Genomic DNA, 17,810 nt, shown 5'->3' with positions numbered 1-17,810 from the left:
AATATCCCTTTTCAAGAAGAGTTAGCGCAGCGAGTTTAAGCGTCTCAACATGTTTCTGCCGATCCTATCGCGTAGATTTCCCTTACATAAGTCCGTCAACAGGCCTCAATAGCTTCGCCTGAATTGACCTAGGCACACTTGATGAGCCCAGAGTGAATCTTCAATTGGACGAAATATAACTTTCATATGGACGAAACCCAAAGTTACAATTGGTCGCTCTCTTCACTAGCTGCTTGATGCTCTTATGGCCGAATTTCTATTCCCTCGATTTATGGAAGGCACACTACGCGAGGCGCTGCTAGATACCCCTGCGGTACTCATCCATGGTTCACGCCAGTGCGGTAAAACCACGCTGGCCCAGAGCGTGGGCAATAGTTTGGGGTACCACTACATTACCTTCGATGATGTTAACCAGCTCAATGCTGCAAAACTTGACCCTATAGGTTTTGTACAAAGCTTGCCCGATAAGGTTATCTTGGATGAGGTGCAACGCACCCCAGAACTATTTACTGCAATCAAGGCAAGCATCGATGCTGATCGTCAACCTGGTCGCTTTATGCTTACTGGGTCAGCAAATGTGATGCTTTTGCCTAAACTAGCGGATTCACTGGCAGAGCGGATCGAGATTATCCCCTTGCGCCCCTTAGCAGGCGCGGAAGTGAATGCGGGAGGACCATCCCATGAAAAACCCTCTTTCTTAATGCAGCTTTTTTGTGGCTCTTTGGGGCAGTCGGTGAATCAGGGCAGCTATGCACGGCTGGGGGAGTCCTTAGCGGAAATCGTTTGCCAAGGAGGCTACCCAGCAGCAATAGCTCGCACCAGTGCGAAGCGCCGCACCTCATGGTATCGAGATTACATCACCACAATTATTCAGCGTGACATTCAAGATATAGCGAGCATTCGCAATCTCGATATCTTACCAAGGCTATTGGAATTAGCCGCCACTCAAACAGCAAGGCTATTTAATGCCGCGGACCTAGCCTCCCCCTTTTCTATTAGCCGGCCCACCATTCGTGAATATTTGACGTTATTAGAGCAGATATTTCTACTTGAACAATTGCAACCGTGGCACAGTAATCGCCTCAGCCGACTGATCAAAACCCCCAAAATGCACCTCACCGACACCGGCTTAATTTGTTCTCTGATGGGAGTAAATGCTCAAAGCTTGTGGCAGGATAAAGCATTGCTAGGTCAGGTACTTGAGACCTATATTTATCAAGAACTGCGCAAACATGCAGACTGGCATGACGAAGAGCTAAAGTTCTACCACTTTCGCAATAAAGACAAGGTGGAAGTGGATATCATCATCGAACAAGGGCAGCAGTTAGTTGGCGTCGAGATTAAGGCTGCAGCAACAGTGCTACCGAGCGACTTTAAAGGCTTAAAGAAGCTGCAAGCAGCCTGCGGGGATAGGTTTGTTGCTGGTGTGCTTTTTTATGATGGTGATAACATTCTGCCCTTCGGCCACCAACTTTTTGCAGTGCCGATAAGTGTTTTTACATCCGGAAAATTAGCAGGTAGCGTATGAGCAAAACTGAAGCGCAAACCCGGTCAGAACTCATAGACCAGCAACTTGCTCTGTCGGGCTGGAATGTTTAGTACACAACAGCACCCCATATTACCGAAAATCTACTGCGCCAATAGTTTAAAAACCGCGAGACGCGTTTTATAAAATTTATTCGTTTTATTAGACATTGCATCGCCACATGGAAGCGGCTGATTAGAATAACGTTCGAGACAGGATGCGTTATTCTAATCAGACATTGCCTCTGTATAGGGATATAAATTATTAGGACGATTCAGGAGAAATTACAGAAGAGACATCCCAAAACGGTAAAAAACGGTGGCGCGCTATCGCGGAAAATGTGTGCTTTAAGTGATGCCCTTAAGTTTTCTTACTACTCACCACAATGCGGTCCTTACCTGCGCACTTCTTTTGCTTTTTAGTACGCGAATCAATATCCACAATTATCGATTCTATTCTCTGTATATTTGAAAAAATATCAGTAATCAAAATAGCACCAACAGCATTACTACCAGCGAAATGAGCATGCTGCGGAACAAGCGGCCTTAGCATTGGTATTAATGTAGAAACACAGACGTTTTTTGTATAAATTGCTTTAGTAATAATTTCACTGGGGGAATATTTTTCACCATCCGTATATAACGGAATGCTACTACTACGCATGTACTTCTTCCCCTTTACTACATAAATTTCACCTTCCTTATACATCGCATAATTATGCACATTAAGAACAGTAAGTAGCTCAGCATAACTTATAGTTTCCGCGTTAAAACCAGAACTTTGCAACGTCAAACTCTTTAACGTTTCGGGGTACATTATTTTAATATCATTATTTTCAGCCAATGCTTCCACAAGGGCATCTAGCGTAAAGGTTGATACATCAGGAGAAGTATCATCACCATAAGCGGATTTTGTCCATATGCACAAAAATACCACAACCAACAACCATCGATACATAATTATTCCTTTCTGCACTAATTAATATTCAAAAGATAATTCTTAAGATCAGGTTATTTAATGTGTGCAAATAACCTGGTAATTAAAGACCCCCGGCATTTTTTTCGTTCCATATTTTGGTTTATTTTCGTCGTTAAAAATTTGTTATGGAATGTTGAACTTTTCTTGCGCTCATCAAGAATATAGATATTAAATAGCCCCGTGCTGTATATACCGCAGACAAGCACAACCCGTCCGCCGCCAAGCTAATAGTTAAGGGGACTAAGCCCAGCAGAACAGGGCCGCAGGCTTATATTCAACGAGACTTAATTAATATGAGGGGAAATTTAGAAGAGTATTCCGCTAAAAAAAGATTACTTACATCAAATAATGTGAAGTGCTTTCTAAAGCGTTGATGTACGGGATATTTTTTTGACAAATAATCCGTAAAATCTGCGTTGTATACATTAACTGTGCTCACTACCCACGGTAACTTCACTATGTCACATACTATTTTGCTCTCGCGCTGGGGGCTACCGGCCTTATTGTCGCTATCTACAATTGCTTGCACTGGCGGAACCACGCCGCCTGACAGCAGCACTAATTCATCTGAAAATGCACTGCCAAGCAGCTCGTCGCAGCCAATCATTAGCTCGTCTAGCGCTCAATCATCAAGCATTGCCCAGGTTTCATCCTCAAGCGTCGCGGTATCTTCATCGAGTACTGCCCAATCCAGCAGCTCTGAAGCAATTAGCTCAAGCTCTTCCAGCGAAGCCCCGCCAATTAACCTTCCGTTAGTTATTGCCATCAACGCCGGTTCCACTAGCCCTGCGAACTATGATGGCGAAACCTACCAAGCCGATAAATATTCTACTGGCGGCACAGCCAATTCCACCACAGACCCCATTGGCGGCGTTGCAGAAGATGCGTTATTCCAAAGCGAACGCTATGGCGAATACAGTTACTCTATTCCCGTTTTAACGGGTACCTATACGACTGTTTTGCATATGGTCGAAATGTATAACACTGCAGCCGGTGCGCGCTCTTTCGATACCACCATCGAAAACACTCAAGTTTTGTCTGCCCTCGACCTGTACAGCCAAGTGGGCCACGATGGCGCCTACAGCTTCACCTCAGACCCTATTCGCGTTACCGACGGTAAGCTGGACATTGCCCTAACCCCATTAATGGACCAAGGCACTCTGAGCGGGTTTGCCGTTTATTCTGCCGATGGCGGCATAGATACCAGCGTGCCGGAGCCAGAGCCTTCTAACTGTAATGGCTATGTGGGTATTACCTTTGACGATGGCCCCGCCAATACCACAGCCTTTGTTAACGCCCTTAAAGATAACGGCCTTGTACCGGTAACCTTCTTTATTAACGGCAATAAAATTGGCCAAAACCCAGGCGCTATTGCGCAGATGCTAACTGTAGGTGAAGTGCAAAACCATTTGTATACGCACACCAATATGGTCAACAGCGGTTACAACTATCAGCAAGCGTACAACGAACTGCAGCAGAACAACCAAGCCATTCAAAATGCCGGTGCGCCTAAGCCCACAATCTTCCGCCCACCGGAAGGCGCCTCCAATAGTGAGCATCAGCGCGCCGCATCAGATCTGGGCATGATCACCATTACTTGGACCAACGACTCATCAGACTGGAGCGGTGTGAGTACTTCAGCCATTGTGAACGCAGCTAATCAACTTGGGGATGGTGACGTTATTTTGATGCACGAAAATCAGAACAACACCTTGGCTGCGATCCCACAGATTGCTGCCAACCTAAAAGCCAAAGGACTATGCCCTGGAAGAGTGGACCCGAATAATTCCAACGGAGGTAGAGGCAGAGCTATAGCGCCTTAGCCCTTAATACCGAAGTGCAAAACGTGAAAAGCCAGAAGGTCACATAACCTTCTGGCTTTTTTGTTAAATCGCTTGAAAAACCTAATCCAAGGTCGCGAATACTGTGCGCTTTGCCATCTATTTAGTGACCGCCAGCTATTTTAACCACAACACTTTTTAAATTTTTTCCCGCTACCACAGCTGCAAGGCTCGTTACGTGTAAGTACTTTTTCCTGTTTAACGGTAGCCCCTTTATTTAGTAATGCCGTAAGCTGGGCTACAGACTCTACTGCCCCTTCGCGCTCATCTAATTGTATATTTGCGTGCAAGCCCGCACCGTTCACCAACTGCTCAACCTCTTGTTGTCTCGCCAAGCTGGTCACCACCAGTGTAAGCGGGAATTTTTTACTGCCCGTTTTGTGGCTTGCATTAGTTTTATAACCACAAGTTACATGATTTTGGCGCGCGTCTTGGCGGCCTTTAAAAAAGAATTTTGACATATCAGGACCTAACAGAAAGGGCTATTGCGCAAAGCTCAAGCCGCAAAAAGGCCTTAGCCAAAACAACAAAGACTAAGGTGGTGAAAAATCCGGCGGATTGTACACTACCCAATTGAAGCGTAAACCATTAAGGTGTCGCCAGCATGCTCTGGGGCACCGCTAGCCAATAGGGCGCAGCCCATCCAACAACGCCCAAATTACAAAATTCGATTTTAGGAACAAGCTATGCGGTTACTTCACGTTATTCTTCCCGGGCTACTCGTGGCAGCAACCGGTGTTGGTGCGGGCGATTTGGCCACGGCCAGCATTGCAGGCAGCTTATTGGGCGTATCTGTTTTGTGGGCCGTTATTGCTGGCGGCGCCATGAAGTTTTTTTTAACCGAAGGCATCGGCCGCTGGCAACTTGCCAGCCAACTCTCGCTGTTGGGCGGCGTAAAAAAATACTTTGGCCGCGCAGTCGGCCTATGCTTTTTACCGTATTTATTGCTGTGGTCATTTTTTGTCGGCGCGGCTTTAATTTCCGCCTGCGGCGTTACGCTTAATGCATTACTTCCACTATTCACAGACCCATCAACAGGTAAAATTGTACTCGGCATGTTCTGCAGCATCGGCGGCCTATTGATGTTGAAAATGGGTGGCTTTACCCTATTTGAAAAAGTAATGGGCACCTGTATTACTGCCATGTTTGTTACCGTGGTGGCCACCGCCATTGTCCTGTGGCCTTCCACAACCGAAGTACTTTCGGGAGCGTTTATTCCTCGTTTTGAAGCTATACATTGGCAACACTTCAATTGGATCGTCGCCCTTATCGGTGGTGTCGGCGGTACCGTAACCATGTTGTGTTATGGCTATTGGATTCGCGAAAAAGGCCGAACCGGCACAGAATCTATCGCCATTTGCCGCATTGATTTAATCGTAGGTTATAGCGCCACAGTATTATTCGGCATTGCCATGGTAATTATTGCTAGCCATATTGAAATATCCGGCACAGGGGCCGACCTACTGGTAAAACTGGCACAGCAGCTGGAAGACACTCTAGGGGTTTGGGGGCGCTGGATATTTTTAATCGGCGCCTTTGGTGCGGTATTTAGCAGCCTACTGGGTGTATGGCAAGCAGTCCCATTAATATTTTGCGAGACTTGGCAGCTTTTTATAAAATCAGCAGCAACACAAAACAACGTAGAAGCAACAAACTCAAACGCTGTTAAACGCTTGTCTCAATCACAAGAATACTTTTATTTTCAAATTGCTTTAGCAGTAATTCCGTTACTCGGCCTTTGGGTAAGCTTTAAAAATGCACAACAGTTTTACGCCTTAACTGGGGCGCTGTTTATCCCCCTTATGGCGCTAGCGTTACTGATTCTCAATAATTACAAGATTAAAAAAGCGTTTAGTAATGGCTGGATTAGCAATATAGCACTGTGCATTACACTCTTATTTTTTGCTTATTTGGCGGCGGCTAAATTTATGAAATTATAGCCAGCATAAACAGTTACCCGACTATCTAAAGGGCGCCTCTAACGGGCATTTCTAAAAAGTAAAATACACCACTCATTCATAATCCACCACAGACTCTTATGTTCGAAAAACCCTTTTCCCAAGCTTGCGAAAACAACAAATACCCTATCTGCGAACACTTGCAGCGTTTATTAGCTACCACTAAAACGCTACTAGAAATTGGCAGTGGTACAGGTCAGCATGCGGTGTACTTTTCCGCCGAGCTGCCCCACTTGCAATGGCAAACATCCGATAGGTTAGTTAACCACGAGGGTATTAATTTATGGATTAACGAAAATCCCCAAGCTAATTTATTACACCCAATCGCACTCGATGTAATATCTGACCCTTGGCCACAGACACAATACAATGCCATTTACAGTGCCAATACCGCGCATATAATGCCCTGGGCTGCAGTACAGGCAATGTTTAAAGGCGTAGGGGAATTACTGACAGCAGGTGGCATTTTTGTTTTATATGGACCATTCAAAATTAATGGCGACTTCACCAGTGACAGTAACGCCCAGTTTGATGCGTTTCTGCGCGAAAACCAAGCAGAACAAGGCATTCGCAACTTAGAGGACTTGGTTAGTCTGGCAACAGCGGCAGGCTTAACCCTGCGCGAAAACAATCCAATGCCCGCCAATAACCAGCTATTAGTCTTTAAAAAAGATTAAGCTTAAAAAAACGCACCCTTAAATTGGGGCCGGCTTTTGCCCCTCAGCGATATCCCCCAGAAAGCGCTGCGGGGGGATATCCATAGCGTGGCCAATGCCAAAAGCTCCAAGCAGAGCGCCGTCGTAATTAAAAATTTGCCCGCGATTATTACCAAAATCAATCACAAAAACACGGCCCCGCTTGGAATCTATCGCAATACTTTTTGGTTTGTAAAACTCTTCAATTTTTCCACCCCAACCACCCCACTCCTTCAGGTAAATACCATTCGCATCAAACTGTTTAATTTTTTGCGATACTGCATCAGTAACATAAACACGGGCTTGATGATCTAACGCAATGCCAGCGGGGAAAACTAAACGGTCTAGCTGGGTTTTGCGCTGCCGATCTTGCGTTGTGCGCTCGCCTAGCGTGCGCTTAACTGCGCTTTTGTTATCGCTTACCACGACTTTAGGGCGGTAGGTATCTAACCAAAAAAACTCTTGCGCCTTTTGTGATACCGTAAAGTGCTCCACACTCGAAAAAATATTTAGCGCGTCGTTAACTAACGTTACTTTTGGCATGGCCTCAAAATTATCGTCGATAACCTGCACACGACTATTCAGGGTATCCATAACAAATACACCGCCGCTCGCACGTTTAACTAGGGCGCTTGGCTCGTTAAACTCACCTTCGTTTTGGCCAAACTGGCCGTAAGCTAATTTAAAACTCGCCGAGTGTAATTTATTTTTACTGTCTTTTTTTAAGCTAAATACTTGCACCCTGTGGTTATGGGCATCACTGACGTAAAGTAAATTTTTAGCACCATCTATAGCAACACCACTTGGATTCTTGAATTTGCCCGCAGTGCTACCAAAACCACCTACCACTGCTACCAAACGCGGTTGGTTTGTACTGGCGTCTAATAATAATACCGAATGCTCTTCGGGATATAACACCGCCAGCATATTGCCATCCACGGCTATACCGCTGCCATACTGGTGCCGCGTAACCCCTTGTTCCCAGCGTGCGGAATCTTCCATAGTGGAAGCGTAAATGCTCGCGTCTAAAGCATAGGACTGACAGCGCAGCAATAAAGGCTGGCAACCCACCTTGTATTTACCATTAGGGGACACCGCTATAGAGGCGGGGTAATGTAAACGAATATCCAGAGGGTTCCTTGGCTTGGGGGTATCGCCAAATACGGCTTCAAACTTACCGCCGGCCCTAAAGGTTTGAATGCGGTGGTTACCTAATTCGGCCACATATAAAAGGCCTTGTGCATAGGCTAAACCAAACGGCGTACTTAATTGGCCAGGCAAGGCGCCGCGCGCACCCCACGTATTGTAAAACTTGCCATCGCGTGAGAATTTTTTAATTTTATCGTTTTGTGAGTCGGCAATATAAAGGCTGCCATAACCATCGGTTGCTAAACCCACAGGCTGATTAAACTGTTTATCACCTGCGCCATATTCGCCAAACGCACGAATAAACTTGCCATCCTTGTTGTACACGACAATACGATTATTGCCGGTATCGGCAACATACACAAACTGCGCATCGACCGCTATACCCGTAGGGTTAATCAATTCGCCTTGGCCATAGCCATAACCGCCCCACTGGTTGATATAGCGACCATTTTTATTAAACCGCTGAATGCGGTGATTGCCCGAATCGGCAATATAAATATCTTCTTTGCTATCAATGGCTAAACCTTTTGGGGCAACAAACATGCCTGCATCTTTACCCACTTTGCCAAAGTTTTTTAGCTCTTTACCTTCAAGGTTAGAGATCCGAACTTTGCTACTGATCGAATCCAAAATATAAACCCTAGCACTATCACTCACCGCAGCCCCTAGCGGTTCGATATAGCTAAACTGATTTGCCTGCGATCCCGACTCAATAAAAGGGTACTGTGTTTTAGGGAATGTCATGTTTGCAAGATCTGCCGCACCCACAACAGGGCACGCCTGCACGGCTTGGCTTATGATTAAAATTGCTGCAACAAAAACTGTCGATATTGAACGTAAACTTTTTTTCATAAGGGGTTCGGCGTAATCGTTAATAAGTGGGCAAAGTAATGGTGCCCGACAATGTCTTCAAAAATGCTTCAAGATCTGTAATTTCGGCGTCTGTTAAATTCAGAGGCATCAACAATGGATTTTTATGGTGATCTGGGGCGGCGTTTGCAAAGGTAGAATAGTGCTCAATAACATGGCGTAACGTTGCCATACTGCCATCATGCATATAAGGGGCTGTTAACGCGATATTGCGTAATGTGGGTGTTTTAAAAGCGGCCCATTGGGCTTCACTTTGCTGCAGGTATTGCGTTTTGCCAACAGTGACATCATCACTGTACGCACCCAGGGTATTCAAAGGGTTTTGTTTAAGGCTATTAATTACCCCATAACGTCCACTGTCCTGTGGTTTTTTTACCGCCGCCATCAGCCTAATATTGTGAAACTCACCATCCGAAAAATTAGCGCCCGAGTGGCATTGTATACACCGCCCTTTGCCGATAAATACCTTAAGCCCACGCAGTTCGTTAGCGTTTAAAATGTTCTGATTTTCCTCGCCATTAACAACCGCATTCACATAGTGATCAAAGCGTGAATTAAACTGAATTAAGTCCATTTCGAACGCTGCTATAGCTTTGCCTACATTGACTTTAAAACGGTTTTTATCCATTTTAAAGTACGGCACTTTTGGCAATAGCGGTGTTTGCGTAAAAACACTATTGTAAGCGGTTAACAATTTTTTATCGTTAATAAATAAACGGTGTACTTTCTGCCAGCTGCCGCCCATTTCTAACTTGGATTCTATCGGGCCTATTGCTTGCAGCCATAAGCTATCGGCCCTACCATCAAGAAAAAACCAACGCTGCATGGCGGCATTTATTAATGTTGGCGTATTGCGGCTTCCAATACCAACACCAGCGGCTAACGTTTTACCATCCACTAAAGATTGAGAAAAATCATGGCAAGTCGCACAAGAAACTTTGCCATTAGAGGATAAGCGCGCATCAAAAAAAAGCTGCTTACCCAGCTTTTTAGCGGCTGGGTTTTCAGCGTACTGATTCGTGGTATCTGTTAGGGGTAATGCTGGGGGCGTAAACGAGCGAACAATATTAAGCTCGCTTTCGCTCAAGCGTTCGGCGCCAATGCAGGCCCCAGCGCTAAGCAATAATATTAACGCCCATAAAGCCTTCACAGGGACAACGCCACTTGAATAATTTCTAGCTTGTTACCGTAGCGAATTTCAATAGTCGCCAACCAATCACCCGGCATGTGAAACATACTGCCTTTAACGGCATATTCCCCTGCAATATGAGTCGCCGTAATTTCTGGCATAGAATTCATACCGTGGCCATGGGCGGGCATTTCGGCATAATAATTAATATCAGAAATTTCAGTTAAGGGTACACAAGAATCCACAATGGCAAAATAGAATGGGAAATAGGCATGCAACTTCATTTTATGTTGAATATTACTTTCAACAGTAAAGCATTCGTTGCTACTGACATACTGCGCAACTTGGATGTCTGTACTTTGCGGTGGTGAGTTCTGCTTTTGGCAGGCACCCAGAAACACTGCCAAAAAGCCTAATAAGATTGTTTTCATAAGATTCGGAATAATCTTTTACTGGCCATAAAAGGTCCGAGTATAAGGGATACGGACGTTCACGCGCACGGGCCGTAAATCAAACACTGTGTCCTTTAAAATAGACTTGCCCCAATAGTAAAGCCCAAAGCACGGTATTTGTCGCGTACCGGTAGCTTTGGGCTTTACTATTGGGGCATAAAAACGACGGTTATTCGACCCGCGTAATATCCAACCAATTCACATTAAATGCGCCCTGGCTGATATTAATGCGTACCGTATGTTCGCCCGAAGCAACAGTGAACACGCCAACATCATGGCTTTCCCAGCTTTGCCAGCCGCCAGTTGCCCCAACGTTGTCGCTGGCGATAAGCTCGCCATTAATTACCACGGTATAAGCACCACCGCCAGGTAGCGAAGCCACGCGAGTCACCAAAGAATAGGTGCCAGCCGGTAAGCTCACGCTATATTCCAACCATTCACCGGCGTCTGTCCAACCCACATTAAAACCACCGCCTATATCTGCAGCCGCTTCGATATCGACATTATCGGTGCGATAAGCATTACCCGAATTACCGCCACTGGTGTCTTGGTAATCGATATAGTCTTCCGCTTGAATGCGCAGCTCCGTCACAATAGAGCAGCCCGCCGCATCTACCGTATCGCCAGCTGGCGTTTGAGGACAGGCATCATCGCTATCGATCACGCCATCGTTATCTTGGTCGCTAACCACTAAACAGCCATCGGCATCCACTGTTTCGCCTGGCTGGCTATTCGGGCAAAGATCCAAGGCATCAGTTACGCCATCATTATCGGCATCAGGTAAGGCGCAGCCGTCGCTATCGACTTGTGTATTCGCTGGCGTGTTATCGCACTGATCTAGCTCATCGCTCACACCATCGTTATCACTGTCATTAATAGGGACACAACCGGTCGCATCGACCTGCGCATTCACCGCACTATTAAGGCATTGATCAATATCATCAGTTACACCATCGCGGTCGGCATCCACAATTAAAGCAACCGCGGTAAATTCAAACCAGTTGATATTAAAGTTGCCACCAGTAATGTTAATGCGAACGACCTGCTCACCGCCGGCCACCTCGAACGCACCAACATTCGAGGTTTGCCAAGCTTGCCAGCCACCGGTATTACCTACGGTATCTGTCGCGACCACTTGGCCATCAATTAACACACTGTAAGCGCCGCCCCCCATAGCCGAGGCAACGCGGGTGCTTAATGCGTAACGCCCTTGCGATAAATTCACGGTGTATTCCAACCATTCACCGGCGGCAATCCAGCCTACGTTAAAGCCTGCACCAACATCAGCGGCCACTTCAATATCGACGTTATCATTGCGGTAACCATTACCTTCGTTGCCGGCGCTAGTATCGTTAAAGCCTTCGTAGTCTTCCGCTTCAATACGTAAACTATTCACCAGCGCACAACCATAAACATCCACGTCGCTTCCCGTGGTTACACAGTTATCGCGGCTATCCGGTACGCCATCGTTATCACTATCGACTACTGTTGCATCGGGCTCGGCTAGCACTGTGACATTATCGATTGCAGTGGCTTCGCCGTCGCTCACGGTAAGTTCAAAGCCGTAACTTGCGGCACTTTGCGGAGTAAAGGTGGCATTTTCAGTTGTGGCATTGGCCAGGGCTACGACTGGCCCAGAGGTTTGCAGCCAGCTAAAGCTTAAGGCATTTGGGCCAGCATCGGCATCGCTAGACTCTACGCCACTTAAAGTGACGGCATCACCAACAGTGACTATTTGATCGGCGCCGGCATTAGCCACTGGAGCAATATTGGCAACAGCGTCTACAACCACCGTTACGCTATCAACCATAGACACCGCTTCACCATCACTCACCACAAGCTCAAAGCTATAAACGGCCGCAGTTTCTGGCGTAAAACTTGGCATGGCGGTGACTGCATTAGCCAAGGTAACGGCAGGCCCTTGCGTTTGAGTCCAGCTATAACTCAGCTGTGCTTGCGGGCTGGTATCGGCATCGTTAGAGGCGCTGCCATCCAAGTCGACCAATGTATTCACCGTAACGGTTTGGTCTGGCCCAGCATTGGCAACCGGCGTAATATTAGGTACTTCGGCCACGGTAATGGTTACGCGGCTTTGATCCAGGAAGTCCAAAATAATGGCTTCGCGCTCTGGCAGGAAAGTATCCAGCATGGCGGGCTTTACGGTAAAACGCTGGCCATCGGGGCCGGCTTCTTCGTTAATGCTTAAAAACTCAACAAGCTGCGTAGCCGTATCCAATACCAAGGGTGCACCTAGGTTATCTGAATGCTGATTATGGCAACCACCGCAAGACAAGGTATGAACACGGTGCAAGATATTTTCAGGCGTTAAAGAAGACCCAACATCATCGAGCTGACCCTGAATAGCAGCCACAAAATTTGCTGATGCGAAATCCGCTACGCTTTGCGCCGGTGTCAGCGGGGAATGCTGGCGCCCTAAATAAACGCTTTCGGGAAGCTCTATCGACAATGCCGAAATGGTGTCTGCTAATAATTGCTCGCCCGGTGTTTGCAGCGATGCAATAACCGCGTCTTGGAATAATTGCGCTTGCGGTAAACCGGCAACATCGCCAGCAAGCTCGGGGAAAGGCACATCTTCTAACGGTGCCTGTACCATGTTAAAGGTACACGTGGGCGCGCAGTTTTCCTCGGTTGCATTATCAAACTGCATAAACACCCAATTACTGGTTTGGTCGATACGGGCATTTAAGCGCAAAGAACCAGAACCTTTATTGGACCCTAAAAAGTGATCGGCCTGAATCGCAGGATTGAAGCCTTCTACCCCTTCAAAAAAGAAAGCATAAAGCGCCGCTGCACGCTCATTCACATCGCGTTGGTGCGTTAAAGCTTCCCAATACTCAACAATTGGGCGACAAGCTTCTAGGCCTAATTGTGGTTCTGGGTTAGGCATTTTAGCTTCAAAAATAAAGAAGTTAACGCGCGGCTCAAATATGTTATTGCCGGCAAATGCAATGCGGTATTCGCCACAATTAGCACCATCGGCAGGAGCTAAATCGAACCGGTTCACCAATGCAATAGGCTGGTAGTAGCTAAGCTGTGCATCACTATTGGCTTCAAAAATATCCAAGGCGGTGCCGGCATCGCTACAAAAATCGGGCGTATTGCTGTTATCTTGCTGAGGAAAGCCATTAAAATCATCACAGCTTTGGCGCTGGTTCGCTAAGTTAATAATGATATCGGCAGGCGTTTGGCTTTGATCAAAACTGTCGTCCAGAATTTTTTGCAGCACATTTTGCATCGTAAACTGCGCAAGAATAGTTTTATCGGTAATTAATAACGAACGGCTAGCCTCTAAAGCTCTATCCGTCGAATTCAGCTTGCCATCACTGACTACTAAACCAAAGCTATACACGCCCTCTTCACTGGCTGTAAAACTGGGCGACGCTGAATTAGCCGCCTGCAAAGTGACCGCTGGGCCACTTAATTGCGTCCAGCTAAAGCTCAGCACCGAAGTGGCGTCGGGGTCGAAAGAATCGCCGCCATCCAAAACTACCGTAGCGTTTAAGTCTTGCGTTTGCGCGTTGCCGGCATGGGCAATAGGGGCAATATTTGGGATGGGCAATACCGTAATCGTCACGCTATCAACTAACGATACCTGCTCGCCATCAAACACCATCAAAGAAAAGCCATAGCTACCCGCTTCGGTTGCCATAAAGTTAGGCGCGGCTTGGTCGGCATTATTCAGGCTAACCACAGGGCCGCTTAATTGCTCCCAGGTATATACCAAGGCCGCAGGGCCGTTATCGGGGTCGTTAGAGCCTGCGCCATTAAGGCTAATAACATCACCAAGGTAAGCCGTTTTGTCGGCGCCAGCATTGGCCACAGGCGCAATATTGGCATCGTTAACAGTAATAATGACGGTATCTAAAACAGAGTTTAAATCGCCATCGTTTACTACTAAACCAAAAACATAGGAGCCAGAAGTCGCCGGTGTAAAGCTGGGGTTAGCAATATCCGTTGCGCTTAAGGTCGCACTCGGGCCACCCTGCAAAGACCATAAATAAGTTAACGCATCTGGGCCGTTATCGACATCGTTAGATAAAGAACCATCAAGAGCAATAGTATCGCCAACGGTTGCCATGCGGTCTGAGCCGGCGCGCGCTATGGGCTGCTCGTTGGGTACTTCGCCAACCGCCACCAACACTTCGTCGAGGGCAGAATCTAGCTCACCGTCGTTTACCACCAAACTAAAAACATAATTACCGACTTGGCTGGGAGTGAAGCTGGGCGTTGCGCTAGTGTCATTATTCAATGTGGCTACGGGGCCTGCGGTTTGACTCCAGAAATACGTCAGTGCGGCTGGGCCGTTGTCGGCATCCTGCGAGGCCGTGCCGTCTAGCGTTATGAGGTCGTCAACAAAACCCGTTAAGTCATTACCGGCATTGGCCAACGGCGCGCTATTTACAGCAGCACCGCGACGCAAAAACATATTGTCGAACCAAATGTCGCTAACACCGGCATCACCCAAATAAAAACCAACTTTTACATTGTCGTCATCAGCGCCTTGTACCCACTCATAGCTAAAGTGCTGCATGCCTTGGGTTTGGGTAATGGTAACTTCTTCAATTAAATATTTGGTGTAATCGCCGCCGTTGTGCTCGATCATTAAGGTAAAGGTGCGCGGGCCTACATCGGTGCGAGCATCAAAATCTAAGGTATAGGTTTCGCCGGCGATAAATGCTTTAGGCTGAAATAACTGTAACGACCAATAAGCATCGCCCGGCGCATCCACCGCAGCGTGTAACTCGCCATTTGCCACCGTAAACTGCGCCTGGCCACCTTGCATGGCTTCGGCCGTCCAGCCCGCAAGGCCGTCGCTAAAGTCGCCGTTATCCAGCATGTTAATGGCATCAACGACGGTAATAGTTACTTGGTCAGAATCCACCAACGTACCATCAGAAACGCTCAAGGTATAAATATAGGTTCCAGCAATACCCAGTGATTCTTGCAGTACCGGTGTGGTGCCAACCAACGCGCCATTTAAAGACCATTCGTAAGTCAGTAGCTGACCATCAATATCGCTAGATGCCGTTCCATCCAAGGTGAAATTAATATTCACCGCCGCTACTTGATCGGCGCCGGCAACAGCATTGGGCGGGTTTTGGCCTGGCTGGGCGGTTTGCACAATAAGTGGCGAACTTTCGCTGGATTCGTTCCCAAACAAATCGACGGCAGCCACGGTAAAGCTGTATTGGGTAGCGCTAAATAAACCGGTGATCGTCGCTGTAGTGCCCTGAACATTGGCAGCGTAAGTCCCATCGCGATAGATGTTATAAGACGCCACCGCGATATTGTCTTGCGAGCCCGCCCACGATAAAGCCACACTGGTAGGCGTAACGCTTGCGCTCGCTAACGCCGTAGGCACCGAAGGTACCTCGGCATCGCCAAATTTCACCATTTTAGCCACCGAGGGCACGCCATCATCTAACACAAACAGCATGTAATAACCCGGCTGTGCGCGGTTAGGGTCTGCCGGTGCCGTTACCGACAAGCCATTAGGTGTGACCGTCCAATCCAACTTATTAATAGATTGGGTTTGGTTAAAGGCATGCGTAGTGGCACCTAAGCGAATTAAATTAACGCCGGTTATGTTCTCGGGATTATTGATTTCGACATCAAAGGTTTCGGCAAAAGACACCGCCTCTGGCGCAGCAATAATCACTGGGCGCGGCCCTTTGAATAAATAAGGCGGCGAGTAAATTTCTAAGTTAGGGTTATCAATGCCGCCATCAGCCGCTGGGCGGCCACCGCCACCAATTTGAACGCGGCCATCGGGCAGCAACACTGCCGTTGAGTGGTAAACACGGGCATTGGTTTGCGGCGCCATTTCGCTCCAAACGTTGGTCTCTGGGTCCCAAATTTCGGCGATACGCACGGCATCGGCACCGTTATTGAAACCCGGCGAAGCCGTACCTCCGGTAACCAATACCGTGCCATCTGCCAATAAGGTTGCCGTTAAATGCCGGCGGGCGTGGTTCATTGGCGCAGCATATTGCCACTGTGGGTTGGCATCGTTGAGGTCGATAATTTCGGCCGTTGCTGTTGGCGGTTGCTCGCCACCGCCAACGGTCATAATTTTGCCTTCGTCGTACATCACGGTAGAGCTGTAACCGCGAAAGCCATTGCCGCCGCCATCCCAGTTCATGTTAGGGCCGCGAGTCCACTGGCCTGTACCTGCGGTATCTAAAAACCAGGAATCGCGATCTGGGCCAGCTTTAAAAACGCGGCCATCTGGAGCAACAAACATACGCGGGTAAAAATCTAACCCCATTGGCGCAGCTTCTTCGGCATTCACCAAGTTGCGCCAAGTGTTTGTTTGCAACTCCCAGATTTGGGGCAATAGGTTTTTATTGGCATAAGAATCAATAGCGCCGTTAAGCACCAATACGTCGCCATTAGGCAAAATGGTATTGGTTGAATACCAGCGGCCAGCATTCATTTTAGGGATGGTATCGTCCCAAGTATCCGTAAAGGGGTCGTAAATGGTGGCGCGTGCTTCACCAATGGCATCACCGCCATCTTGCCCACCCTGTATAAAAATTCGCCCATCGGGTAACACCGAATGCCCCGAGCAGAATAAATCGTACGGCGGAAATGTGGGCGTAGTGAGCTCCAGCGTTACCGGGTCCCAAATGCGAATTTCATCAACAACCGGCGCCCCCTGGCCGCCCTCCTCGTAGGTAAGCACCTTACCTGTGGGCATCATCACCATATGCACAGCAATGATATCGCCGTCATACAGGGGGCTCCACTCACCCGCTATTTCTGGGCCGTCAAAGGGGCCTGCATTTGCAATACCCGCCAATGCGGATAAGACAAAACCGCATACAGCTTTCATTGTTATTTCCATAAAGTAACATCTCACGTATTAAATCTGAGGGGAGCCTTGTTGTAGCTCGGTAAAAACACGACGCGCGCAACAATCAATTCTGTTTAGCCCTTATCACACTCGCGGCGGCCGCATTTTAATAAGGCGCTGCGAACACAATAATTAATGATCATGCAACCCGCGCATGACAAATTAATGTCGACAACGTTTACAAAACGACCCCAAAAGGCTTTATATGCCAAGGGCATTAGCAATTTCCTATCCAATTATTAAAACTCGAAAAAAATACTCAATTCGTCGATAGAAAAGTGCAGGCCAGCGCATTAAATAACACACAAACAAAATAACAACGACAATCCATTTTTA

Annotated in this window: 10 protein-coding genes; 4 read left to right on the top strand and 6 right to left on the bottom strand. The window is 47.4% G+C overall.

The window, feature by feature from the left end; genetic code table 11:
- Positions 1-244: 244 nt before the first annotated feature.
- Positions 245-1,528: an ATP-binding protein gene (locus tag MARGE09_RS08010; RefSeq protein WP_236986811.1), complete on the top strand. Its 1,284-nt coding sequence runs from the start codon at positions 245-247 to the stop codon at positions 1,526-1,528.
- 357 nt (positions 1,529-1,885) lie between these two features.
- Here the strand turns inward: MARGE09_RS08010 and MARGE09_RS08005 are convergent, their stop codons facing one another.
- Positions 1,886-2,482, bottom strand: coding sequence for a hypothetical protein (locus MARGE09_RS08005; protein ID WP_236986810.1), 597 nt, complete (start codon positions 2,480-2,482; stop codon positions 1,886-1,888).
- Positions 2,483-2,961: 479 nt separating this feature from the next.
- Here MARGE09_RS08005 and MARGE09_RS08000 point away from each other — a divergent pair, with 479 nt between their 5' ends.
- Positions 2,962-4,326, top strand: a complete 1,365-nt coding sequence (locus tag MARGE09_RS08000; RefSeq protein WP_236986809.1) for a polysaccharide deacetylase family protein — start codon at positions 2,962-2,964, stop codon at positions 4,324-4,326.
- Between the two features lie 140 nt (positions 4,327-4,466).
- Here the strand turns inward: MARGE09_RS08000 and MARGE09_RS07995 are convergent, their stop codons facing one another.
- Positions 4,467-4,805 carry a PBPRA1643 family SWIM/SEC-C metal-binding motif protein gene (locus MARGE09_RS07995; protein ID WP_236986808.1) on the bottom strand — a complete coding sequence of 113 codons (339 nt, stop codon included), beginning with the start codon at positions 4,803-4,805 and terminating at the stop codon, positions 4,467-4,469.
- Between the two features lie 225 nt (positions 4,806-5,030).
- On the opposite strand from MARGE09_RS07995, the gene MARGE09_RS07990 reads away from it, so the two are divergent.
- Entirely contained in the window at positions 5,031-6,284 is a 1,254-nt protein-coding gene (locus MARGE09_RS07990; protein WP_236986807.1) for an Nramp family divalent metal transporter, read from the top strand.
- Positions 6,285-6,382: 98 nt separating this feature from the next.
- The gene (locus MARGE09_RS07985; RefSeq protein ID WP_236986806.1) at positions 6,383-6,979 is read left to right on the top strand and encodes a DUF938 domain-containing protein; all 597 of its coding nucleotides are present in this window, start codon (positions 6,383-6,385) and stop codon (positions 6,977-6,979) included.
- Positions 6,980-6,997: 18 nt separating this feature from the next.
- On the opposite strand, the gene MARGE09_RS07980 is transcribed toward MARGE09_RS07985, so the two are convergent.
- From MARGE09_RS07980 to MARGE09_RS07965, 4 genes are all read right to left on the bottom strand, one after another.
- Positions 6,998-8,998, bottom strand: a complete 2,001-nt coding sequence (locus MARGE09_RS07980) for an NHL repeat-containing protein (RefSeq protein ID WP_236986805.1) — start codon at positions 8,996-8,998, stop codon at positions 6,998-7,000.
- Positions 8,999-9,017: 19 nt separating this feature from the next.
- Entirely contained in the window at positions 9,018-10,166 is a 1,149-nt protein-coding gene (locus tag MARGE09_RS07975) for a cytochrome-c peroxidase (protein WP_236986804.1), read from the bottom strand.
- Positions 10,163-10,576: a hypothetical protein gene (locus tag MARGE09_RS07970; RefSeq protein WP_236986803.1), complete on the bottom strand. Its 414-nt coding sequence runs from the start codon at positions 10,574-10,576 to the stop codon at positions 10,163-10,165. The genes MARGE09_RS07975 and MARGE09_RS07970 overlap by 4 nt, the downstream gene beginning before the upstream one ends.
- Positions 10,577-10,766: 190 nt before the next feature.
- Positions 10,767-17,453, bottom strand: coding sequence for a PKD domain-containing protein (locus MARGE09_RS07965; RefSeq protein WP_236986802.1), 6,687 nt, complete (start codon positions 17,451-17,453; stop codon positions 10,767-10,769).
- Positions 17,454-17,810: the final 357 nt, after the last annotated feature.

Source organism: Marinagarivorans cellulosilyticus (assembly GCF_021655555.1).
In the GTDB taxonomy this organism is placed as follows: Bacteria; Pseudomonadota; Gammaproteobacteria; order Pseudomonadales; family Cellvibrionaceae; genus Marinagarivorans; species Marinagarivorans cellulosilyticus.
The sequence above is the reverse complement of the archived record's forward strand: the minus strand, read 5'-3'. Positions and strand labels throughout refer to the sequence as shown.